We start from the raw sequence: 21,547 nt of genomic DNA on the forward strand, positions 1-21,547 counted from the left end.
TAGATCAGTATGAGTAAAAATCTTGATGAAATTAAGAATTCAAACATCGTGAAACTATATCATCAAATTCCCATTCAGGAGTGTAACGAACGTCTAATTGCTATACCTTTAGAGAACTTTGCAGTTGAACTTCCTCATCATTACATGAATTTAGGGGCAGAGTATGGCGACAAATCACCATACTGTTTGCGCCAAGGAGTTGTTCGAGCTTTATTAGAAGCGCAATTTCTATTGGAGAAACGTTATCTTAATTGGAAAATTAAGATATTCGATGCCTATCGTCCTGTGGGGGTGCAGCAGTTTATGGTCAACTATACCTATAATTCACTGCTAAAAAAATATAATCTAAGGGAACAACAGTTAACGGCACACCAATGTCAAGACCTATGGAGTCAGGTATATAGAATTTGGGCTGCACCTAGCTTAGATAAAAAGATGCCACCTCCTCATAGTACAGGGGCAGCAGTTGATGTGACTTTAGTTAACGATCGCGGCGAAACTCTAGATATGGGCGGGGAAATTGATGAGCTTTCAGAGCGATCGCAACCAGACTATTATTTAAGCCATCAAGACGGAGAAAATCAGCAGTATCATTTTCATCGTCAATTACTAAATCGGGTAATGACCAATGCTGGCTTTCAAAGACATCCTGGAGAGTGGTGGCATTTTTCTTGTGGCGATCAGATGTGGGCTTGGATTTATAACCAGAATAATCCCACCGAGCCAATGGTGGCACGCTACGGCAGAGTTTAACTAGATTTAGTAATTGACTTTTGCAGATAATTATTTATTAACGCTAATAAATTTGAATGATTTAGAGAAAGACTAGCAAGGTTAAGAAAGTATCTTTCTCTATTTACAATTTATCACCTTGATTTAAACGTTAACTTCACGTTCAGACTGCTTGGAATAAATCCAGAGTGCATGAATAATGCCTGGAACATAACCCAAAAGTGTCAAGAGAATATTAATTAGCAAAGCTGAACTAACGCCAACTGTTAAGAAGACACCTAAAGGAGGCAAAGCAATACTAGCAATAATCTTTAAAAGTTTCATGATTTCCAAAAGGTAATTTTATTCAGATAAATTCATTCTCACTAATTAGATTTGCAGATATTTCTCTGTATATCTTCTATCCAAAGATAGAAGTGTTGTGATTGGGTCTTAATTGCAAAAATCTATCTTTTAAGAGATACAGAAACATCCATAAATTTTGAATAATAAATAAGCATAAGAACATACACTTAAAGACAATTAAATAACAGTAGCATTACTAGATCAGGAGAAAATAAATATGTTAGGAACGCTTTTAACGCTTTTAGCCACAGCCTTGAGTCTTTTAGTGGTTGATATCATTTTTGCTGGAGTCAATTTAGCCAACTTTCCTGCTGCAATGGTAGCCGCGTTAGTTATTGGTGGAGTTAACAGTGGTGTCAGACCAGTCTTATCAGTATTATCTTTGCCAATTAATCTTTTGAGCTTGGGCGCATTTACTTTTGTAATCAACGGCTTGTGTTTCTGGTTGGCTTCTCTTTTCGTACCAGGATTTCAAGTGTCAGGCTTGCTAGCTTTCTTGATTGCCCCTGTAGTACTATCCTTTGTCAACACCTTTATCAGTAACTACTTCTCCGAAAAATTCCCCAAGTTAAAGAGCAACTAAAAGTTTTGTAAGCAAGCTGAAATTAACATCGGTTTGCTTTTATAAAATATAAATACTAATGATTAACTCTTTTAAAGGCTGTCTTATGTCTAAGAAAGAGTTTTGCTTTTTATAGCTACACGTTGTTTCTGATTTGTGTACCTTACAACACTTTTTGATAGTGTTAGAGTAATTTGTCTTACCGCTTATACTTTTTTTCCATCCTGAAGCATGACGATGATTTTCAGTAATGTTGAAATTGAAAATACGCCTATAAATAGGTTAAAGATGACCTACAAGTAATCCACGAGACCAAAAACTCTGTAAATAAACTATCATGTAAGGCGTAAAAATCACGCTTGTTAGCAATGGATTATAAGCACAAAATCACAACAGAAATTGAAGTTCTTCCTGAATCCTTGTTGCCTGATGTTTTGAACTATATCAAATCTCTTCAACCCCAAACTGTAAAAACTTCTAAGCTGACTATAAATCTCAAACCAAAATCATCTAGATCTACTTCCCAAGAAACCATCATAATTTACACCGATGGAGCTTGTACTGGCAATCCTGGTGCGGGAGGATATGGCGCGGTAATTATAGATGGCGATCGCCGTAAAGAACTCTCTGGAGGCTACAAACTGACTACCAATAACCGTATGGAAATGATGGGCGCGATCGCAGCTTTGAGATCTCTTCAACCCAACTCTAAAGTCAAGCTGCATAGTGACTCCAAATATATTGTTGATGCCGTAATCAAAGGCTGGGCAAAAAAATGGCAGGCTAACGGCTGGCGCAGAAATGCTAAAGAAATGGCGAAAAATCCCGATTTGTGGCAGGAATTACTCGATCTCTGCCAAATACACGATGTTCAATTTGTCTGGGTCAAAGCTCATGCGGGCATAACCGAAAACGAAAGATGCGATCGTCTCGCTGTCGATGCTGCACATGGAAGTAATTTAGAAATTGATGAGGGGTATGCTGGCTATTGATGATAAATTCAGCTTCGCTAACTTAATCAATGTAAGAAAACAATCCACATCAAGCGTAATATATAAAATTAAATTATTTAGTTTATTGCTAAAAATTTAAGAGCTTTTTTTAATCAAAGATACATCGATTTTGGATTCTTCCCCTTCGGTAATTTCTAAATTAATATCGGGACCAAAAAACTTTTCTATTTTTTCATGTCTTTTCTGCCATTCTTCTAAGGAGAAAAAAGGCGAGTAAAATTCCATCACCAAGGTATAAGCACCATCTCTTGATTGTTCTTGGAGACCGACCAATATTGGTCTTTCTTCATCCGTAGGACTTAAACCAAACTTACCTAAAGATTCATCTAAATGAGCTTCTTGTCCGTAGCGATAACGAGTCACGTCTTTGCGTAACTGTTCTTGAGTTATGGTTGCTTGCGATCGCAATTCTTGGACTTTAGGACTAGTTTCAACGGTGTAAGGAACTGGTTTTAGTTCCGATGCTTTGAGAGCCAAACCACCTAATAGCAAAGGAATACCATAAAAGAACCCCGCTAAATTAAGAGTATTCATGCCCACGGCATAGGCATAAAAACCAACAACAGTTAAAATCCCTCCTACAGTTAAACCTACAGCAGCCAAGGGTATTTTTCGCAACATGATTAAAAATTTGTTTATATTTATCAATATTTATCAATATTGTCTATTCTAAAGCTATTAGATACTTACGAAAAAAAAATTATGGAAAAAACTGATATCAAAGCTAAGATTACTCAAATGGCTGCAAAACGAGATTCTTTGGTAGAACTGCTAGAAAGACCAAGTTTGGGAACTCTTCGCATAGACGTAGATCAAGCACTAGAAGAACTAGACGAGTTAATTGAAGAATTCAACGAAACTTTTCCTGAAGAGAAAGTGTAAACTACTGCGACTGATAAGTAGCTTCGTATTTGATTTGCCGGTTAATAGCTATTAGCCATCAGCTTCTTGCGTATGAAGCCTCAAGGAGAAAAACCCTCGCTACGCTATCGGAAAGCATTCCGATGTCGAACCATGCGCGGGGGTGGGGGTCTTTCCTCTTTTGGCGCTATCAGCTATTAGCTTTTCTCATTTGTTTCACTTTATGGATAATGTATTACATTTACATTTTTTTTGCGTACATTGATCGAGATTAAGTGCAGATATTCTAAGCCGTGATCAAAAAGCTATTTGCACTTCCTTAGTATAGAAAACAAGGCATTGCCAAGGCTTTGATGAATGCTGCGAAAGATTATGCTATTGCCACGAACGCAATTCGTATTATCCTGGCTACAGAAGTAACTAATAAAACTGCTCAAAATCTCTATGAGTCAATGGAGTATCGTCAATTTGATGAATTTTATCATTATGTAATGGCGATTTGCGGAGCATAGCCGTAGGCATCGCTATGTAATTATTTTATTAAGCAAATAACTATCTATTGGCACTGTGAAATATTTTTTTCTGAGTGAGGGGTGGACTTATGATCGAGTCTGGGAATTTGGTGGACTGTGGGATCAATATAGCTGGGGACGCAAGCCCGAAATCAAACGTCTTGACTGTGGTATTCTTCAGCAAGATGAAGTTCTCTGGCTTTACGCAGTTGAAGATGCTGTACTAATGATTGAGGTCAAACCTCAGGCAAATACCCAAACTGCATCCATCATTGGACAAGTTGTACTTAGACGTTTGATCGCTGCTGAACAGGTAATCGAGATGTTGGCTAGTTCTGAATCTATCTTTAATTCATCTACCGATAATTAAAGATAGATTCATTAAAAACAAATTTGTTATCAGTTTTGTAATATAAATTTACATTTGTCGGTAACAGTAGATATATCTTGCAATAGGTTCTAACAATAGTTACACTTCTTTAAATAAGATAGTATTTTCAAGTCATCTTTGCCTAAGCTTATTTTTTGTCGGTAAAAGTCCGAGTTTTCTGAGCAGTCGCAAGGTTTGAGCCATAAATACAGATTACAAAATAACAGTCAACTATTAACGCCATTAAATAATGATGGTTTATTAGTTAACCAAAACATTTGGTCACACTAAACAAATTATTTAAATAATAGGAGGAGCGTAGTCTATGGGACTACCTTGGTATCGAGTTCATACAGTCGTTCTGAATGATCCAGGAAGGCTAATCTCTGTTCATCTAATGCACACTGCGTTAGTAGCAGGTTGGGCAGGTTCTATGGCTCTGTTTGAGCTAGCAACTTTTGATCCTAGTGATGCTGTATTAAACCCAATGTGGCGACAAGGTATGTATGTATTACCTTTTATGGCTCGTTTGGGTGTTGACACATCTTGGGGTGGTTGGAGTGTCACTGGTGAAACTGGTGCAAGTGCTGGAATTTGGTCTTTTGAAGGAGTAGCGATCGCTCATATCATTTTATCTGGCTTACTGTTTTTAGCAGCAGTATGGCATTGGGTTTATTGGGATTTGGAGCTATTCGTAGACCAGCGTACTGGTCAACCAGCTTTGGATTTACCAAAAATGTTTGGTATTCATTTATTTTTATCTGGTCTACTCTGCTTTGGTTTTGGTGCATTCCACCTTACAGGTTTATGGGGTCCAGGAATGTGGGTTTCAGATGCTTTTGGGGTAACTGGTCATGTTCAACCAGTAGCACCCGAATGGGGACCAGGAGGATTCAACCCCTTCAATCCTGGTGGTGTGGTAGCTCACCACATTGCAGCGGGCATTGTGGGTATTATTGCTGGACTTTTCCACCTCAGCGTTCGACCTCCCGAAAGACTTTATAAAGCTTTGCGGATGGGGAATATCGAAACTGTACTTTCTAGCAGTATTGCAGCGGTATTTTTTGCAGCTTTCGTGGTTACAGGCACAATGTGGTATGGAAACGCCACAACCCCCATTGAATTATTCGGACCTACTCGTTATCAGTGGGATCAGGGATATTTCCAACAAGAAATACAACGTCGAGTAGAAACTAGCTTAGATGATGGTTTAACTCGTTCGGAAGCATGGTCTAAAATTCCTGAGAAATTAGCATTTTATGACTATGTAGGCAATAGTCCTGCTAAAGGTGGTTTGTTTCGTACAGGCTCCATGGATAGTGGAGACGGTATTGCTCAAGAATGGTTGGGACACGCTGTCTTTACTGATAGCGAAGGTCGTGAGCTAAGCGTTCGTCGTATGCCTAACTTCTTTGAAACATTCCCTGTTGTCTTGACTGACGCTGATGGCGTTGTCAGAGCAGATATTCCTTTCCGTCGTGCAGAGTCTAAACTCAGCGTTGAGCAAAGTGGCGTTAGCATTGCTTTCTACGGTGGTGCTTTAGATGGTCAAACTTTTGATGATCCTGCAACCGTTAAGAAATATGCCCGCAGAGCACAGCTAGGTGAAGCTTTTGTCTTTGATACTGAAAGCTTAGGCTCAGACGGTGTATTCCGTACTAGTCCTCGTGGTTGGTTTACTTTCGGACACGCTGTGTTTGCTTTATTCTTCTTCTTTGGTCACATTTGGCATGGTTCTCGTACACTGTACAGAGACGTATTTGCTGGTGTTGACCCTGAGCTTGAAGAAGAACAGGTAGAATGGGGTTTCTATCAAAAAGTGGGTGATAAATCTACTCGCAGCAAACAGGAAGCTTAGATTTAGCTAATAATTCAGAACTTTAAACTTTAATTTGTGTTAGAGAGAGGTTTCTTAAAAGCTGTTTCTCTAACACAATTTGTCATAAGAATCTTAAAGAATTCTGAACTTCAGTTGAATTTGTTGGTAAAATATTAGTAAATAAACTTTGGGAAATTATAAAGATGGAAGCTGTTGCATATATTCTAGTTTTGGCTATGGGGATCTCAGTTCTCTTTTTTGCGATCGCTTTTCGTGAACCACCCCGTATCGAAAAATAAATTGCTTAAGGTAGGTTAAATACTTTTAAGATTTTTCTATTTCTGAGTCTTTTTTTGTTAATGTCTGTTGTGAGACAGACTATGATATAAGAAACGGCTCAGATTTGCTGTTTATATTTAGTAATTGATCGTAAATATAATTTAATTCTTTATTTCTCCATGCATTGTCCTAACTGCCAACATACAGAAAGCCGAGTCTTAGAATCTCGTTCTACCGAAAGTGGACAAAGCATTCGCCGTCGCCGAGAATGCTTAGACTGTAAACAGCGGTTTACAACTTATGAAAGAATTGAGTTAGTACCGATTACGGTCATCAAAAGGGATAGTAGTCGTGAATCTTTTGACCGTGCTAAGTTGCTACGAGGCATATTAAGAGCCTGTGAAAAAACCACTATATCCTACCAAAAAGTGGAGGCGATTGTTGACAATATCGAAGCTAAACTTCAGCAAAATTCAGCCAAAGAATTTAGCAGTAGTGAAATAGGAGAATTAGTTTTAGAAAATTTGCGCTACGAAAATGAAGTAGCCTATATACGCTTTGCCTCAGTGTATAGGAAGTTTCAAGGGATCAAAGATTTTATCAAAACATTAAATCATCTTCAAAGTGAAAACTTACAAAATGTAGACTTTAATCACTGGCAAGACTCAAATACACCTTCTTCTTCAACTTCAATTATTGACCAACGGTCACAGCAGCGGACAGACCCCCTAAAGGGTGAAACAGTTTACTCAACGGGGGGAACCTCGGCATAAGCAAACTGTTTCACCGCGTCGCCGTCATAGGTCAGACCCCCCTAAAGGGTGAGACAGTTTGCTTATGCCGACGGGGCTTATAAAGGGCAAGACAAAGGCGCACTTCCGCATGTACGCTGTCCAAGACAGGCTCCGTTCGTTTAGGAGTCAGGGTCGCTGGGGGTTTCGCGCCCGCGTTCATGAGCGTGAACTAGGCGGAATTTGGTTTCGCATCCAGAACCACGCTGTTGTCTGACGTGGCGGAGTAATCTGTGACTTCTGAGTTTTTGTGGCGACAACAGTACAAAGCTAATAGTAAAAACAAACCTATCCCTGTTAAATATTTAATTGGACTGGGAATTAGAGGACTAGGCGAGAAAAAACCTTCAATTGTTCCTGCAATAATTAGCATGGGAATAATACCAAAAAGTAGCTGTGCAGCTTTAGTACTGTTTGACTTGAGAGCATCAATACGGCGATATTTACCAGGGAAAATCATGGCTTTGCCGATTAGTAATCCTGCACCCCCTGCAAAAAAGATAGCAGGTAATTCTAATGAGCCGTGAGGAAAAACAAACGCCCAAAAAGGGTATGCTAAATTATTTTTGCTTACCAAAGTCGTGATCGTACCAATAGATAAGCCGTTGCTTGCCATCAAAAAAAGGGTGTATAGTCCTGCGGTAATTCCGCCAGCGATCGCTGCAAAGCAAACGGAAAGATTATTAATAGCAATGCTGCTAGAGGCTAAAGGTTCAACTCCTACAATCGAACCCATCCAGAGTTCGCCATCTTCTTGCACTTTTTTAATTAAATGCTCAGGTACGGTAATTGTAATAAAGGTTGGATCGTTCCAGGCATACCACCAAGCAATTATACCTGTGAGGAAAAATATGCCAGTGGCGATCGCTATATACTGCCAAGTTTCTTGTACAATCTGGGGAAATCCCCAAAGATAAAATTCTTTTACCTGTTGCCATTCCTGACGTTTTGACCCCTGATAAACTTGGTTATAGCCGCGAGACGTTAATTTTTGTAAGTCTTGGGTAAGGATCTTACCGACTTTATTTGTCCTTGCTCTGGCTAAATCTGCCGACAAAGAACGATAAAGGCTGGCTAAATCTTTAATTTGTGATGCTGATAGAGTCTTTATGCCTTTAGTTTCTGCTAGCTGCAATAAATTATCTAAACGCTTCCAGTTTGGTTCTCTCCTGGCAATCCAACGTTGAACATTCATTCTGCGCCTCTGCTACGTCAGCATTCCCTTGCGCCTTCGGACGACGCGGGGTCTGACCTCTCTGCGCGAGATAATTATTTATAGTTTCAACCTTTACTTTGAGTATCACAAAGCGGATAGAAGTTGCTTTTGAAATTAACTCTTTTATAGCTCAAGTTTACCAAAAAAAAGAGGGTGACGTTGAGATTGTTCTCTTTAATCATCCTCAGAAATATTTATCATAAATTTGGACTGAGCAAATGCCACCGTCCAAAATTGCCAACTAAGCTTTTTAATACTTAGAAACGGCCACGGCTGTTTTGACTATTAGGTTTGTAAACGATGAAGCTTACAGTTTGACACTGTTTGATATTGTCAAAACCAACTACGCGAATAAAACAGTCGGAGTATTCAGAACGACACTCTCGTACTTCGTTTAATACATCTTGAGAACTACGAGCATCAAATAAAGGTAATTTCCACAAAGTCCAGTGGTGTAGCGTAGGAGCAGGATCTTTTTCAAATTCTACACCAGGAATATAACCTTGATCGATCATGTGATCGATTTGTTTAGCAATTTGCTGATCGGTTAAAGGAGGTAAAAAAGAAAGGGTTTCGTAACGACGCTCTTTAGGTAAAGTTTTCATAGCTTATCTTTGCGTATATTTGTTTTAATCAGAATCTTCAGTTTCTCCAGTCGCCTGGGTCGCATCTAGGTTAGATGTATCTTCAGGCGATCGGGTAAGACGTTCCAAAAGATGACGACGATGAGCCAAATTATCTTGCTTTACCTTTGAAGTAACCATTTCAGGAATAAATTCTAAAGTTTGCTCTGCCATAGTGGCGCGAACGGTCATTATCCGCAGGGCAAGCTCTTTTCCTCGTGGCTCTGACATTATTTCTTCGATGTAAGCTTCAGCATCTCTCAGCTTGCCCCCCGAAGAGTATTGTCTCAACCAAATGGCTTCGCCTGGATTGGTTTCTGCCAATTGTTCAATAATTAGCATTACCGCTTTGTAAGTAAGATAATTTTGAACTATCTTTGCCGTATCTTTTGCAATTTCTTTTGGTTGCATTTATTTCAGGACAGTTATTCTGAGATATAAAGACAAGAGATTGTTATCAATTCCTTATTTTTAACCCCAGATCTAACTGCTAGCTGTTCATAAAAAACTATTCGCGCTTTTTAGAGAGTATCTACAGCGTCAAACTCGAACTTGATTTCTTTCCAAAGTTCACAAGCTGCTGCAAGTTCAGGACTCCAACGGCAAGCTTCACGGATAACGTCGTTACCTTCGCGAGCTAGGTTACGTCCCTCGTTACGAGCTTGAACACAAGCTTCTAGAGCAACACGGTTAGCAGTTGCACCAGGAGCATTACCCCAAGGGTGTCCTAAAGTACCACCACCAAACTGTAGACAAGAATCATCACCAAAGATTTCTACTAGTGCAGGCATATGCCATACATGAATACCACCAGACGCTACAGGCATTGTACCAGGCATGGAAGCCCAATCTTGGGTAAAGAAGTTACCGCGAGAGCGGTCTTCTTCTACATAGTCTTCACGCATTTGGTCAACAAAACCTAACGTGATGTCGCGTTCACCCTCCAGTTTACCGACAACAGTACCTGAGTGAAGGTGGTCACCACCAGACATACGTAGACACTTAGCAAGTACGCGGAAGTGAATACCATGATTTCTCTGACGGTCAATTACAGCGTGCATTGCACGGTGAATGTGCAGTAGCACACCGTTTTTACGACACCACTTAGCTAAGGTAGTGTTAGCGGTAAAACCACCTGTAAGGAAATCATGCATAACGATAGGACTACCAATTTCTTTGGCAAACTCAGCACGTTCCATCATGTCTTCGCAGGTAGCAGCGGTTACGTTTAGGTAGTGACCTTTAACTTCGTTAGTTTCTGCTTGAGATTTTTCAATTGCTTCTTGGACAAACAGAAAGCGATCGCGCCAGCGCATGAAAGGCTGAGAGTTAATATTTTCGTCATCTTTGGTGAAATCTAGACCACCGCGAAGACACTCATAAACTGCACGACCGTAGTTTTTAGCAGATAGACCTAATTTAGGTTTGATTGTGCAACCTAGTAAAGGACGACCATACTTGTTTAACAAGTCTCTTTCCACGGTGATACCGTGAGGAGGTCCTTGGAATGTTTTCATCAAGGCTACAGGAATCCGCAGATCCTCTAGGCGCAATGCCCGCAGGGCTTTGAAACCAAATACGTTACCTACCAAAGAAGTAAGAATGTTGGTTACAGAACCTTCTTCAAACAAGTCCATCGGATAAGCGACAAAACAGAAATACTGATTGTCTTCACCAGGAACTGGTTCAACTTCATAACAACGACCTTTATAGCGATCGAGATCTGTTAAACCATCTGTCCATACTGTTGTCCAAGTACCAGTGGAAGATTCAGCAGCTACTGCAGCAGCACATTCTTCTGCTGGTACACCAGGTTGAGGGGTCATACGGAAACAAGCCAAAAGGTCTGTATCCTTGGGAGTGTAGTCTGGGGTGTAATAGGTTAGGCGATAGTCTTGTACACCAGCCTTAAATCCAGCACCTGTCTTAGTTGCCATGTTTTGTCATTCCTCCATAAATAAAACGCTTAATTTTTACTTTCATTTAGAGTCACTTGTCTTACAGACTCTATTACCGTTAAAAAAAATCAGTAGAAAGATATCTCGCGGTCTTAAAAAACTTTTGCTCAAGATAGCATAGTTAGCTGCTTCTTTTCGCAATTTCTTATGTTATCAGAATATCACGGATATTAATTTTTTCTGTGTATTTTACTCTTGTTTCTAATTTGATTATTTTTTCAATTAGATTAATTAAACTAATGAGTTTTTAAAAGCAATCTAAGAATGTTAAGAATTATTAATATTTTCTTTATTAACTTAGCTTATTGCTTTTTCTTCACACATCAAATCAATTTTTTGCTAAGCATTTTTACTTATTATTACTGTTAGATTAGATTTTTCGTGCCTTAAAAACTGCTGTTTAGGGCTATTTTCATAAAACAATAGTCATCTTTAATAACAACAGTAAATAATACCTAAAGTATAAAATCGACATCAACTAAAAGTTGTGTCGATCTAGTTAAATTTAAATACTACGTACTGTCTTAAAGCTAAGAGCTACGAAACTACAAATTTTTAACAAAGCCAATTTACGTTAAGCGTATTTTATTAACTTGAATTACCAGAATTTGAATTCAAACCTTTACTGTGAGGAAATAAGGTTACTAAAAGTTCGTTAACATAAACTTGCCCAACTACAGGAACTTTATTTGGCTTGGCAACAAGTTCAACAGATGTTTCTGCTCGATTTTCTTCTTGAGTAGATGAAGCAGAAGGACTATCTTGCCAAAAATCTTGGCTTATTGTCTGGTTGGGTTGAGTTTTAGGTTTATAACCATTTACTCCATGGCTATTGTTGTTATACTTTTGAGAATTAGATTGTTTTTGATTCTCACTTAAGCTCACTTTACGAGACAGATCACCAATAATTGAACCAGGCTCAATTACCTTCATTGCCTCGACATTTTCTTGAAAAATTGTGCTAGAAGTACCAATACAAGCATTATTACCAATTTTGCTGGCACCAATTATTAAAACCCCAGAACCTAAAATAGCACCATTCCCAATTTCAATTGAACCCTGACAAGCATTGATAATTGCCCCCATACCAACACAAGCATCTGCACCAATAACAATTCGGCGCTCAGGAGCAGCTTGCAAGATAACTCCTGGTGCCAAAGAAGCAGTAGGGTGAATTTCAACATCACCGCTAATACGTATGTCTTTATTTAATACAGGTTGCGGTGGTGGTAAATAAATCATTGGGTAGTATTTTGATCGTGGGCGCAAGAACAGCTATTTTTTCTCCAGCGTATAAGACAAATAACTGCTCTTTTGTCCAACAGAGTAATGAATGCAACCTCTATAGTAGTAATTTAGGGACGTTGAATAATAGTTTCTACCACTCTTTTTTTGCTTTTGGGATCGATTCCTAACAAACGGACGTACTCACCATTGTGTTCTGCCAAATAAACATTTAAAGAAGCAACTACATCCAACTCATTGCGACTGTCTATAGGAGCGCAGCTTTTCCAAGATTTGGTTTTAAAACGCCTTTTATCTGCGTATTCTGTACTAATTTTGTAGCCAGCAGCTAATAAAGAACGTACTTCTTGAACAGCTTCATTACTAAGAAGTTTTTGGCTGAAATCGTTATAGTGAGCAGGACGACCATTTTTACTATTGTCGTTGGTGTAGTTAGCTACAAAGTAGCCTCGATCCTTGACGTTACTATTACCGTTTCTATTGCCATTAACTTTGTCTTTGGCTGGAGGATTATCCTCAGGTCTTTGGATGATAGTTTCTGCCACTCTACGCCTAGCTTGAGAATCAATGCCCAGCATACGGACATATTCCCCTGAATGTTCTGCCAAACAGTGTTCTAAAGCTGCAACAACTTCTGATTCGCGATCGCTATCAATGGGAGAACAGCTTTTCCAAGATTTAGTTTTAAAACGTCGTTTGTCGGCGTGTTCTGAACCAATTTGATAACCAGCAGCCAACAAAGAGCGAATTTCCTGAACTACCTCTGAATCTAAACTGCTGCTGCTGCTACCACCGTTACTGCTGTAACTAGCTCTAGCACCATTACCATTACTGTAGTTAGAACCAGAAGAACTTCTAGAAGACTGCACAGGAGCTTCTCCAGGACGCTGCACAATTATTTCCGCCATTCTTCTTTTAACATGGTTATCAGCAGCAACAATGCGGACATATTCGTTTGGATATTCCGCGATAGTTTTCTCAATAGCATCAAATACCTTGTTGCTACCACCTTGAACTTGCCCAACCGTTAGCCAAGATTTGGTTTTAAAGCGACGTTTGCTGGCACGTTCGATACCAATGCTACAGCCTTGAGAAACCAAGCTATTGATCTGTTGAGAAGCATCGGCGTTGACGCTGCCACTACCGTTAGTGCTATGGCTAGAGCGATCTCTGCCACTGCGGTTGTGACCTCGATTATGATTGGCAACATTTCTAATTTTTCCTTCACCTGGAGTATCTTCGGGTCGTTGAACAACCATCTCTACCACTCTTCTATTGGCTTTGGGGTCTACGCCAATTACTCTGACGTATTCTCCCTGGTACTCCGTGAGTACCGACTCCAATTCAGCCATTACATGACCTTGATTACGGCTTTCAATTTTCTCACCAGTTAGCCATGATTTAGTTTTAAAACGACGGCTGTTGGCGTGTTCAGTGCTGATGATACAGCCTTGCGCCAGTAGCGATCGCACTTGATTACTAATATCTGAACTTAAATTCATATTCCCTACTGATTTTATATAATCATTTTCATTATTAACATTAGAAGTCAGATTTTTATCTGTCCTTCTACGTTTGCCAGCCTGTTTCATTTTGGGGTTGATACAGGCATCATCATCGGCACACTGATAGCCAGCTAAAAGTGCTTCGTTAACTTCGACAACATGGTTGGCAAAAGAGCGATCGCTATCTATGACATTTGGTAAGCGTTCAGCCTGCTGCTGATTGACAATTACCGCGCCAGAAGGAATATATTTGCCTGGAGGAATTTCCACATCCTGAATCAAAGCGTGCATCATGATAATGCAGCCATCTCCAACCTTGGCATTAAATACCGTCGAGCGAAAGCCAATAAAGCACTCGTCACCGATATAGGCTGGACCATGAATTAACGCCATATGAGTGATACAGGTATTCTTACCAATCCAAACGGAATAATCATTGCCATCATCACCAGCTACCCGACCTTTCTCCAAGCCATGAATTACAACACCGTCTTGAATATTAGTGCTTGCACCAATATAAAAAGGCGTTCCTTCGTCGGCTCTGATTGAACTTCCTGGGGCAACAAATACGTTTGCTCCTATCCTCACATCTCCGATCAACCTGGAGAAAGAGTGTACGTAAGCACTTTTATCTACTTGTGGTGTTGCCAGGTCATCCGACCAGGGGGTGGGGGGAGCCGCTTTAGTGCGGACTGCCATTACTTTTATTCCTCCTAAACTAACTTCGCCATCTTCTCTAATAGTCAAAAGTCAGCGGTACATCGCCTTAAAAAGGCGGTGTCTTCTTGCGTATGGAGCCTCAACGGGGGAAACCCCCGCAACGGCTTTTCGCGCTGCGCTGACTGCCTTCTACGGTCACTTCCTGCTGTGAATTTTAATCTTACAACAGGCGTTCAGCCTCTTTTTTACTGTAAAGAGCATTGCGGTCTACATTGACCGTATCTATGATGCCGACAATTGTGGCATCAAGTGGTTTGGATTCTTGACCAGCCTCAATACGAGCCGCGCTACCTCGACTTACTAGAACCCATTCATCCACACCAGCACCGATCAAGTCTCCTGCCACTTCGTATTCAGGTAAAAGCTGCCCTTCTTCATCTATATATTGAACCAGAAGCAACTTAATCCCTCTCATGCTAGGAGCTTTATGAGTGCTAACTACTGTGCCACGAACTTGGGCTATCTGCATACCATACTGCCTAAATTAATTTATGGTCTTCTCAGAGGACGAGGATTTACACTTTCACGAAACTGTTCTACAGCCTCTGTATAGCGAATAGGTAGAACATACTCTAAGTTTTCGTGAGGACGGGCAATGATGTGGGTAGAAAGAACTTGTCCACCATTGACTCTGGCAACATTTTCTGTACCCGCAGAAACAGAAGCCTGAACTTCCGATACGTCTCCTCGTACAATTACGGTTACACGACCTGTACCAATTTTTTCGTAGCCGACTAAAGTGACACGGGCTGCTTTGACCATGGCATCTGCTGCTTCTACTACCGCGGGGAAACCTAGTGTTTCGATCATTCCGACTGCAATTGACATATTTTTACTCCTGAATTGTATTGGTTGGCGACTTAGTAAACTATGGATAAGCTCGATCGCCTTGGTTAACTACATAGATCACCAGCCAGGGCTGGTGGTTACTATTTAATAGGTGCGAAACTGTTCTACTTCTTCTGTATAACGAATAGGGAGAACATACTCTAGGTTTTCGTGAGGACGAGCAATGATATGGGTAGAAAGAACCTGTCCACCATTGACTCTAGTTACGTTTTCTGTACCCGCGGCAACAGAAGCCTGAACTTCCGATACGTCTCCTCGTACAATTACGGTTACACGACCTGTACCAATTTTTTCGTAGCCGACTAAAGTGACACGGGCTGCTTTTACCATAGCGTCTGCTGCTTCTACTACCGCAGGAAAGCCTAGTGTTTCAATCATTCCAACTGCAATTGACATATTTTTACTCCTTTATAGTTTGGGATTGACCTTAGTGTTTTTGCCAAGGAATCGCCAATTGTGTTTAATTAACTGTTTTTGGATTGAGACTGAAAAAAGTTTCAACCATTCCTACTGCGATCGGCATTTTCTATCTTTCTCTCTTCAAACCAAATATAAAAAGTGGGTGAACACAAAAACAAGAGATAACGACCTATTCCTATAGCTTTTGTTGCTATTACAGGCTTGGTGGCAATTATTAAACTTATTTTCTAGTTCATATTGAATATGAATTTCTGAAATTTCTCTAAATTTATGCTTCATAACTGTTTACACAGCTCTGACTAAGTAGGCACATTTAGAAAAACTTGTGTTGATTAATTTACCCATCCATAAACAAGCATAAATAACCGTGACTCCTTTGACAACATAAAACATGATTATATTTTTTAATTTGATTGTTCATGATAATTAATGCTTGTTTTAAAAACGGCTGTCAGAAATTGCCAACAGTCCTTTGTCATGCTAGGCAACTTACTTTTTATAATTTATTTATAATATCTGTTATTAGACCGTTTAAAACCTGTGTACAAATGTAACTTCAAGAAATATAAAGCAAACTCTAGCGTAAAGAATATAGTCGTCAAAACATAATCAGGCAGGCTTTTACCATCAGACGACTAAAATTAGGGTATAAATACTCAGTAAATAGGTAGTCTGAATTATTCCTGACAAAGATTTGGCACAAACAAACTGTTTAATCTAAATAAGCCTCATTTGCCAAAAAAGTTAGCCCACGAATAGGGAATAAATTATTTTATTATTTTGACAGTTATCTCGCCAACGCTAGACAGATGGTTGTAAAACTCGAAGAGTTTGAGAGTTTGCTAAACCCGCCCTAACTTAATTGCTCTCACTAAAGTATTTGAATAAGCCCATAGCAAATTTAAATAGTATTTGGGAGCATAATAGCTGGTAAGATTAAAGTTTGACAAAAGTATTGAATCACCGTTGATGCAGCTAACTTGTTAGCTAATAAAAAATACTTAATAACTATAAATTTTGGCGTTGTCTAATATTCCTAGACAGTTTTGATGACTGACTTTTTATTTGAAAATTCCTGGATAATTCCCTTGTATAGCCTAGCGGGGGCGGTTTTAACCCTACCTTGGTCTTTAGGAATTATTCGCAAAACAGGGCCACGTCCAGCAGCCTACTTCAATATCTTGATGACTTTGGTGGGATTTATTCATGGCTCATTAATTTTTAACCTTATATGGAAAACAGAAGCTCAGCAGTTTGTTTTTCATTGGTTACAGGTTGCTGATTTGGATTTAACCTTATCAATTGAAATATCTCCCGTTAGTTTTGGAGCTTTAGAACTGGTAACTGGTATTAGTCTCTTAGTACAGATTTATGCCTTGGGCTATATGGAGAAAGACTGGTCTTTAGCACGCTTCTTTGCCCTTATGGGATTTTTTGAAACGTCATTAGCGGGCTTAGCTATTAGTGATGGTTTGCTGTTGAGCTATTGTCTTTTGGAAGCTTTGACCCTTTCTACCTATCTTTTAGTCGGTTTTTGGTATGCCCAGCCTTTAGTGGTGACTGCTGCTAGGGATGCCTTTTTGACTAAGAGAGTAGGAGATATTGTCCTGTTGATGGGCATAGTAGCTCTCTCTACTTACGGACAAGGACTAAGTTTTTCTCAGTTGGATACATGGGTAGAAGTAAATCAGCTAGATTCTACCGTGGCAGCCTTTCTAGGTTTGGCTTTGATTGCAGGACCCATTGGTAAGTGCGCTCAGTTTCCCCTCAATCTTTGGCTAGATGAAGCGATGGAAGGACCAAATCCTGCGGGTATAATCCGTAACTCCATTGTAGTTTCAGCTGGAGCTTATGTCTTAATCAAATTAGAACCAGCAACAACCCTTTCACCAGTTTCTGCTTCTGCCTTAATTCTGATTGGTACGGTTACTGCCATTGGCACATCTTTGATGGCGATCGCTCAAATTGATATTAAAAGAGCTTTATCTCATTCTACTAGTGCCTATATGGGTCTGGTCTTTATTGCGGTGGGCTTAAGACAGGTTGATATTGCTTTTTTGCTCTTGTTTTGCCATGCGGTTTCCAAAGCTTTGCTGTTTATGAGTGCGGGGTCAGTCATTCTGACTACTAGCAATCAAAACGTGACCGAGATGGGGGGCTTATGGTCGAGAATGCCTGCAACTAGCTTATCTTTTTTAGCAGGAGCAGCAGGATTAATTGGTTTTGCCCCCTTAGGTATGTTCTGGACTTATCAACGCTGGTTTAGTGGAGCTTGGGATGTAGACTGGTGGTTACTGCTGATAGTAATGTTTGTTAATACCTTTTCAGCTATTAATCTAACCCGTTTGTTCCGAGTTATTTTTCTCGGCAAACCAAAGGTTAAAACTCGTCGCGCACCTGAAGTTCCCTGGCAAATGGCGGTACCGATGGTGGCTTTGATGGTGGTTACTATTCTGACTACTTTTGCGCCCCTAAAGTGGTCTTTGTGGTTAAGTCCCAATACACCTTTAGCTCTCGAACAGCCAGAATTAATCAATCAATATGCCGTACCGTTGCTCATTGCCTCTGGGGTATTAGGCTGTGTAATTGCTTCAACCATGAAAGTGCGTAAAGCTTGGGCAAGATCTAGCAACCTTACCCTGCGATTTTTCCAAGATCTGCTGGCATATGATTTTTATATAGATAAACTTTACGAAGTGACGGTAATCGCAGCCGTTTCTACTGTGGCTAAATTTACCTCCTGGGTTGATCGCTACATAGTTGATGGTGCAGTTAATTTAGTCAGTATCGCCACGATTTTTAGCAGTAATGCCCTAAAATACAACACTACTGGACAATCTCAGTTTTATCTTGCCACGATTGTGATCGGCATTGGGCTGATGTTGTGGTCAATGCTAAATGGTCAGTGGTCAATAGTGACTAATTACTGGTCGTCTATGTAGTGATAAAGTCGCTGTGACCGTTAGTCAATTTTTTAAAACATTTAGATTAATCGGTTTTTCCGAAAATCATCAAAATTATGCTCAGTGCCTTAATCCTCATTCCTTTTTTGAGCGCAGCCATAATTGGCTTTACTCCAATTAAAGATAAAAATATCCGTAGCGTCGCCGTAATTACGGCAGTCAGTATTTTAAGCGTAAATTTAGTCCTGGGTCTTCAGTTCGACTTTCAGCAGTCTGGTTTACAGTTCGCCGAAGACATTCCCTGGATTGAATGGATTGGTTTAAATTATCATCTGGGAATTGACGGTCTTTCTTTTCCTTTGGTGCTGCTTAATAGCCTTTTGACTTTGATCGCTATTTTTATTACTAGCCCCGCCATTCAAAGACCCAAGTTATATTATGCAATGCTGTTTCTGCTTAGTGGTGGGGCAACAGGTGCATTCTTGGCTCAAGATTTACTGCTGTTTTTCTTGTTTTATGAGTTAGAAATTGTACCCCTCTACTTCCTAATTGCTATTTGGGGTGGGGCGAGAAGGGGTTATGCAGCCATGAAGTTTTTGCTTTACACTGCCTTATCGGGGATTTTAGTGCTGGCTTCGTTTTTGGGTTTGGTATGGTTGACTGGCGAAACCAGCTTTGATTATTTAATCTTGCGATCGCATACTTTACCTTTAAACAGCCAATTACTATTGCTGGCACCGCTTTTAATTGGCGTATTTATTAAAATTCCGATTTTTCCTTTTCATACCTGGTTACCTGATGCCCACGTAGAAGCATCAACTCCCATATCTGTGCTGCTGGCTGGAGTACTGCTAAAGCTCGGTACTTATGCCCTATTGCGTTTTGGAATTGGTTTATTCCTAGAAGGTTGGGTTTATCTTGCTCCTTGGCTAGCTTATTTAGCGGGGATTAGTGCCTTATATGGAGCTTCTTGTGCGATCGCTCAAAAAGATATGAAAAAAGTGGTCGCGTATTCTTCGATTGCTCATATGGCATATATTCTCTTGGCAGCAACCGCTACGACCCGCTTGAGCATGAGCGCAGCAGTATTTCAGATGGTAAGTCATGGATTAATTTCTGCTTTTCTTTTCCTGCTTGTGGGCATGGTTTACAAAAAAACTGGTTCACGGGATGTGGATGTCTTACAAGGTTTACTAAACCCCGAAAAAGGACTGCCTGTTACTGGCGGATTAATGATCCTAGGAGTGATGGCAAGCTCTGGTTTACCTGGAATGGTGGGCTTTATCTCAGAATTTCTCGTGTTTAGAGGCAGTTTTCCTATTTTCCCCATTCCCACCCTTCTATGCTTAGTGGGGACAGGCTTAACGGCAGTTTACTTTTTATTAGTAATTAACAAAGTCTTTTTTGGTCGCCTTACCGTTGGGTTAGCAAATCTACCTCCCGTGCAATGGAAAGAACACGTTCCTGCTTTTGTTTTACTCTTGCTAATTATTGCTTTTGGTATCAAGCCAGATTGGGTAACTCACTGGAGCGAAGTACAGGCGGTTGCTCTATTAACAGGCGGTTAAGCTTCATCTTTGAAACTCAATCACTGATTTAAACAAAACAATTTATAAGATAGTTATGGTTAGTACTTCTGTTAGACGCTCCAAGTCTCGTTTAGTAGACGAGTATATTACTAGATTAGAAACAGGAAATGCTTTGCTTGATGATTCTCCCCAAAATTTAGTGGAGGTTGTCGGTATCCTCAAAAGTTACGGCATAGTTCTTGATGCTTATTCCATTAATCTTTGCTATATCGCTAATACTCAATTTTTGAAGTTGTTTCCCCTATTTAAATATTTCAATGGGGAAGTTAATGCTGAAAAGGTTGCTAAATTTCTTTGGCACAGGCGCATCAATTATGAGTATGCAGAATATTGTATGAAGTCTATGTTTTGGCATGGTGGCGGTGGTTTAGATGCCTATCTTGATACTCCAGAATTTACGGCTCAAGCTGAAAAATTGATCGAAGCCTATTACAAATACAATCCTTTAATGCTAATTCTCCATCAAGCATTTAAAGACTTTTTGCCTGAGCAAATGCGCCAGATGGCTTATTACAGTGGATTAGGGCAATTTTGGCGAGTAATGAGCGATATTTTCTTAGAATTATCTGATAGCTACGATCGCGGTGAGATCAAATCCATTCCTGATGTGGTGAAATTTATTCTTGATGGTTTGGTTGCCGATGCCACCCGACCAATTACTTACACGGTAAAGCTTCGTAACCAGAAATACGACATTATTCCCAAATCAGCAGGATTGACTTTTTTAGCTGATACCGCAGTCCCTTATGTAGAGGCGATTTTCTTTAGAGGCACTCCCTTTACAGGTACAGTATCCTACAATGCTCAGGCGTACGAAATTCCCTACGATCTTGGTATGTTTAACTATGGAGCATTATTTGCAGATCCTTTGCCAATTGGCGGTGCAGGAATTCCTCCAACTTTGCTGATGCAGGACATGAGACATTTTCTACCTGACTATTTACGTCAAATTTATCGTCAAAGTCCCCGTGGAGAAGGAGATATTAGAGTGCAAATCTGTCAGAGCTTCCAGAAATCAATGTTTTGTGTTACCACCGCTGCAATTCAAGGGCTAGCACCTCATCCTTTAGATACGAAAGATCCAGAACAACAAATTGCCAATCGTCAATATCTTAAAGGTTGGCTAAATCGCATCATAGAAACTCAACTTACTAAAGTAAACACTTAGGCGGTATCTCAGACCTGAGAGCAATTTTGTTTAAAAAGTATTTTAAACAAATCACTCCTTAAAATCT

General features: G+C 39.9%; 22 protein-coding genes and 1 pseudogene. 12 read left to right on the plus strand and 11 right to left on the minus strand.

Going from position 1 to position 21,547, the window contains the following annotated elements; all coding sequences use genetic code 11:
- The first annotated feature begins 48 nt into the window (after window positions 1–48).
- The gene (locus SLP02_RS04875) at window positions 49–753 is read left to right on the plus strand and encodes a M15 family metallopeptidase (protein ID WP_319419527.1); all 705 of its coding nucleotides are present in this window, start codon (window positions 49–51) and stop codon (window positions 751–753) included.
- Between the two features lie 123 nt (window positions 754–876).
- On the opposite strand, the gene SLP02_RS04880 is transcribed toward SLP02_RS04875, so the two are convergent.
- A complete protein-coding gene (locus SLP02_RS04880; protein WP_319419528.1) occupies window positions 877–1,056 on the minus strand; it encodes a YqaE/Pmp3 family membrane protein in 180 nt (59 codons plus the stop codon).
- Between the two features lie 238 nt (window positions 1,057–1,294).
- Here SLP02_RS04880 and SLP02_RS04885 point away from each other — a divergent pair, with 238 nt between their 5' ends.
- Together SLP02_RS04885 and rnhA are read left to right on the plus strand one after the other, a co-directional pair.
- On the plus strand, window positions 1,295–1,660 hold the full coding sequence (locus SLP02_RS04885) for a phage holin family protein (RefSeq protein WP_319419529.1): 366 nt from the start codon (window positions 1,295–1,297) through the stop codon (window positions 1,658–1,660).
- 467 nt (window positions 1,661–2,127) lie between these two features.
- A complete protein-coding gene (gene rnhA, locus SLP02_RS04890) occupies window positions 2,128–2,631 on the plus strand; it encodes a ribonuclease HI (protein ID WP_413467331.1) in 504 nt (167 codons plus the stop codon).
- Window positions 2,632–2,727: 96 nt separating this feature from the next.
- Here rnhA and SLP02_RS04895 read toward each other — a convergent pair whose 3' ends face one another.
- Entirely contained in the window at window positions 2,728–3,273 is a 546-nt protein-coding gene (locus SLP02_RS04895; RefSeq protein ID WP_319419531.1) for a DUF2854 domain-containing protein, read from the minus strand.
- An 81-nt stretch (window positions 3,274–3,354) separates the two neighbouring features.
- Here SLP02_RS04895 and SLP02_RS04900 point away from each other — a divergent pair, with 81 nt between their 5' ends.
- From SLP02_RS04900 to nrdR, 6 genes and pseudogenes are all read left to right on the plus strand, one after another.
- Window positions 3,355–3,534, plus strand: a complete 180-nt coding sequence (locus SLP02_RS04900; RefSeq protein WP_413467332.1) for a hypothetical protein — start codon at window positions 3,355–3,357, stop codon at window positions 3,532–3,534.
- A gap of 314 nt (window positions 3,535–3,848) precedes the next feature.
- A pseudogene (locus SLP02_RS04905) lies at window positions 3,849–4,025 on the plus strand (GNAT family N-acetyltransferase); the annotation flags it as partial.
- 55 nt (window positions 4,026–4,080) lie between these two features.
- Window positions 4,081–4,395 carry a hypothetical protein gene (locus tag SLP02_RS04910; protein ID WP_319419533.1) on the plus strand — a complete coding sequence of 105 codons (315 nt, stop codon included), beginning with the start codon at window positions 4,081–4,083 and terminating at the stop codon, window positions 4,393–4,395.
- Between the two features lie 325 nt (window positions 4,396–4,720).
- Window positions 4,721–6,253, plus strand: coding sequence for a photosystem II chlorophyll-binding protein CP47 (gene psbB, locus SLP02_RS04915; RefSeq protein WP_319419534.1), 1,533 nt, complete (start codon window positions 4,721–4,723; stop codon window positions 6,251–6,253).
- Window positions 6,254–6,417: 164 nt separating this feature from the next.
- Window positions 6,418–6,513 carry a photosystem II reaction center protein T gene (locus SLP02_RS04920; protein WP_319419535.1) on the plus strand — a complete coding sequence of 32 codons (96 nt, stop codon included), beginning with the start codon at window positions 6,418–6,420 and terminating at the stop codon, window positions 6,511–6,513.
- Between the two features lie 159 nt (window positions 6,514–6,672).
- Entirely contained in the window at window positions 6,673–7,266 is a 594-nt protein-coding gene (gene nrdR, locus SLP02_RS04925; RefSeq protein WP_319419536.1) for a transcriptional regulator NrdR, read from the plus strand.
- A 190-nt stretch (window positions 7,267–7,456) separates the two neighbouring features.
- Here nrdR and SLP02_RS04930 read toward each other — a convergent pair whose 3' ends face one another.
- From SLP02_RS04930 to SLP02_RS04970, 9 genes are all read right to left on the minus strand, one after another.
- Complete coding sequence (locus tag SLP02_RS04930; RefSeq protein ID WP_319419537.1) at window positions 7,457–8,479, minus strand: stage II sporulation protein M; 1,023 nt, start codon at window positions 8,477–8,479, stop codon at window positions 7,457–7,459.
- A 278-nt stretch (window positions 8,480–8,757) separates the two neighbouring features.
- The gene (locus SLP02_RS04935) at window positions 8,758–9,105 is read right to left on the minus strand and encodes a ribulose bisphosphate carboxylase small subunit (protein ID WP_319419538.1); all 348 of its coding nucleotides are present in this window, start codon (window positions 9,103–9,105) and stop codon (window positions 8,758–8,760) included.
- 24 nt (window positions 9,106–9,129) lie between these two features.
- Window positions 9,130–9,534, minus strand: coding sequence for a chaperonin family protein RbcX (locus SLP02_RS04940; RefSeq protein WP_319419539.1), 405 nt, complete (start codon window positions 9,532–9,534; stop codon window positions 9,130–9,132).
- Window positions 9,535–9,644: 110 nt separating this feature from the next.
- Window positions 9,645–11,060: a form I ribulose bisphosphate carboxylase large subunit gene (locus SLP02_RS04945; RefSeq protein ID WP_319419540.1), complete on the minus strand. Its 1,416-nt coding sequence runs from the start codon at window positions 11,058–11,060 to the stop codon at window positions 9,645–9,647.
- Between the two features lie 609 nt (window positions 11,061–11,669).
- Window positions 11,670–12,323 carry an LbetaH domain-containing protein gene (locus SLP02_RS04950; protein WP_319419541.1) on the minus strand — a complete coding sequence of 218 codons (654 nt, stop codon included), beginning with the start codon at window positions 12,321–12,323 and terminating at the stop codon, window positions 11,670–11,672.
- Between the two features lie 113 nt (window positions 12,324–12,436).
- Entirely contained in the window at window positions 12,437–14,530 is a 2,094-nt protein-coding gene (locus tag SLP02_RS04955; RefSeq protein WP_413467333.1) for a ribulose bisphosphate carboxylase small subunit, read from the minus strand.
- 181 nt (window positions 14,531–14,711) lie between these two features.
- Window positions 14,712–15,020, minus strand: a complete 309-nt coding sequence (locus tag SLP02_RS04960) for a EutN/CcmL family microcompartment protein (RefSeq protein ID WP_319419543.1) — start codon at window positions 15,018–15,020, stop codon at window positions 14,712–14,714.
- 20 nt (window positions 15,021–15,040) lie between these two features.
- The gene (locus tag SLP02_RS04965) at window positions 15,041–15,379 is read right to left on the minus strand and encodes a carbon dioxide-concentrating mechanism protein CcmK (RefSeq protein WP_319419544.1); all 339 of its coding nucleotides are present in this window, start codon (window positions 15,377–15,379) and stop codon (window positions 15,041–15,043) included.
- 105 nt (window positions 15,380–15,484) lie between these two features.
- A complete protein-coding gene (locus SLP02_RS04970) occupies window positions 15,485–15,796 on the minus strand; it encodes a carbon dioxide-concentrating mechanism protein CcmK (RefSeq protein ID WP_019504424.1) in 312 nt (103 codons plus the stop codon).
- 1,073 nt (window positions 15,797–16,869) lie between these two features.
- On the opposite strand from SLP02_RS04970, the gene SLP02_RS04975 reads away from it, so the two are divergent.
- The 3 genes from SLP02_RS04975 (at window position 16,870) to SLP02_RS04985 (ending at window position 21,480) form a co-directional block, all read left to right on the plus strand.
- A complete protein-coding gene (locus tag SLP02_RS04975; protein ID WP_319419545.1) occupies window positions 16,870–18,762 on the plus strand; it encodes an NAD(P)H-quinone oxidoreductase subunit F in 1,893 nt (630 codons plus the stop codon).
- A gap of 77 nt (window positions 18,763–18,839) precedes the next feature.
- Window positions 18,840–20,291 (plus strand): NADH-quinone oxidoreductase subunit M, encoded by a 1,452-nt coding sequence (locus tag SLP02_RS04980; protein WP_319419546.1) that lies wholly within the window; start codon window positions 18,840–18,842, stop codon window positions 20,289–20,291.
- A gap of 55 nt (window positions 20,292–20,346) precedes the next feature.
- Window positions 20,347–21,480, plus strand: coding sequence for a CO2 hydration protein (locus SLP02_RS04985; protein WP_319419547.1), 1,134 nt, complete (start codon window positions 20,347–20,349; stop codon window positions 21,478–21,480).
- Window positions 21,481–21,547 lie beyond the last annotated feature (67 nt).

Origin of the sequence: Pleurocapsa sp. FMAR1, assembly GCF_963665995.1 — a bacterium.
Classification (GTDB): domain Bacteria; phylum Cyanobacteriota; class Cyanobacteriia; order Cyanobacteriales; family Xenococcaceae; genus Waterburya.

Excerpts from the sequence above, each read along its gene's own strand:
- SLP02_RS04985 (WP_319419547.1), top strand. The coding sequence starts at position 20,347 with ATGGTTAGTACTTCTGTTAGACGCTCCAAGTCTCGTTTAGTAGACGAG.
- SLP02_RS04975 (WP_319419545.1), top strand. The coding sequence starts at position 16,870 with ATGACTGACTTTTTATTTGAAAATTCCTGGATAATTCCCTTGTATAGC.
- psbB (WP_319419534.1), top strand. The coding sequence starts at position 4,721 with ATGGGACTACCTTGGTATCGAGTTCATACAGTCGTTCTGAATGATCCA.
- SLP02_RS04895 (WP_319419531.1), bottom strand. The coding sequence starts at position 3,273 with ATGTTGCGAAAAATACCCTTGGCTGCTGTAGGTTTAACTGTAGGAGGG.
- SLP02_RS04965 (WP_319419544.1), bottom strand. The coding sequence starts at position 15,379 with ATGTCAATTGCAGTCGGAATGATCGAAACACTAGGTTTCCCCGCGGTA.
- SLP02_RS04940 (WP_319419539.1), bottom strand. The coding sequence starts at position 9,534 with ATGCAACCAAAAGAAATTGCAAAAGATACGGCAAAGATAGTTCAAAAT.
- SLP02_RS04960 (WP_319419543.1), bottom strand. The coding sequence starts at position 15,020 with ATGCAGATAGCCCAAGTTCGTGGCACAGTAGTTAGCACTCATAAAGCT.
- SLP02_RS04935 (WP_319419538.1), bottom strand. The coding sequence starts at position 9,105 with ATGAAAACTTTACCTAAAGAGCGTCGTTACGAAACCCTTTCTTTTTTA.
- SLP02_RS04885 (WP_319419529.1), top strand. The coding sequence starts at position 1,295 with ATGTTAGGAACGCTTTTAACGCTTTTAGCCACAGCCTTGAGTCTTTTA.
- SLP02_RS04930 (WP_319419537.1), bottom strand. The coding sequence starts at position 8,479 with ATGAATGTTCAACGTTGGATTGCCAGGAGAGAACCAAACTGGAAGCGT.
- SLP02_RS04900 (WP_413467332.1), top strand. The coding sequence starts at position 3,355 with ATGGAAAAAACTGATATCAAAGCTAAGATTACTCAAATGGCTGCAAAA.
- nrdR (WP_319419536.1), top strand. The coding sequence starts at position 6,673 with ATGCATTGTCCTAACTGCCAACATACAGAAAGCCGAGTCTTAGAATCT.
- SLP02_RS04970 (WP_019504424.1), bottom strand. The coding sequence starts at position 15,796 with ATGTCAATTGCAGTTGGAATGATTGAAACACTAGGCTTTCCTGCGGTA.
- SLP02_RS04880 (WP_319419528.1), bottom strand. The coding sequence starts at position 1,056 with ATGAAACTTTTAAAGATTATTGCTAGTATTGCTTTGCCTCCTTTAGGT.
- SLP02_RS04980 (WP_319419546.1), top strand. The coding sequence starts at position 18,840 with ATGCTCAGTGCCTTAATCCTCATTCCTTTTTTGAGCGCAGCCATAATT.
- SLP02_RS04950 (WP_319419541.1), bottom strand. The coding sequence starts at position 12,323 with ATGATTTATTTACCACCACCGCAACCTGTATTAAATAAAGACATACGT.
- SLP02_RS04955 (WP_413467333.1), bottom strand. The coding sequence starts at position 14,530 with ATGGCAGTCCGCACTAAAGCGGCTCCCCCCACCCCCTGGTCGGATGAC.
- SLP02_RS04920 (WP_319419535.1), top strand. The coding sequence starts at position 6,418 with ATGGAAGCTGTTGCATATATTCTAGTTTTGGCTATGGGGATCTCAGTT.
- SLP02_RS04945 (WP_319419540.1), bottom strand. The coding sequence starts at position 11,060 with ATGGCAACTAAGACAGGTGCTGGATTTAAGGCTGGTGTACAAGACTAT.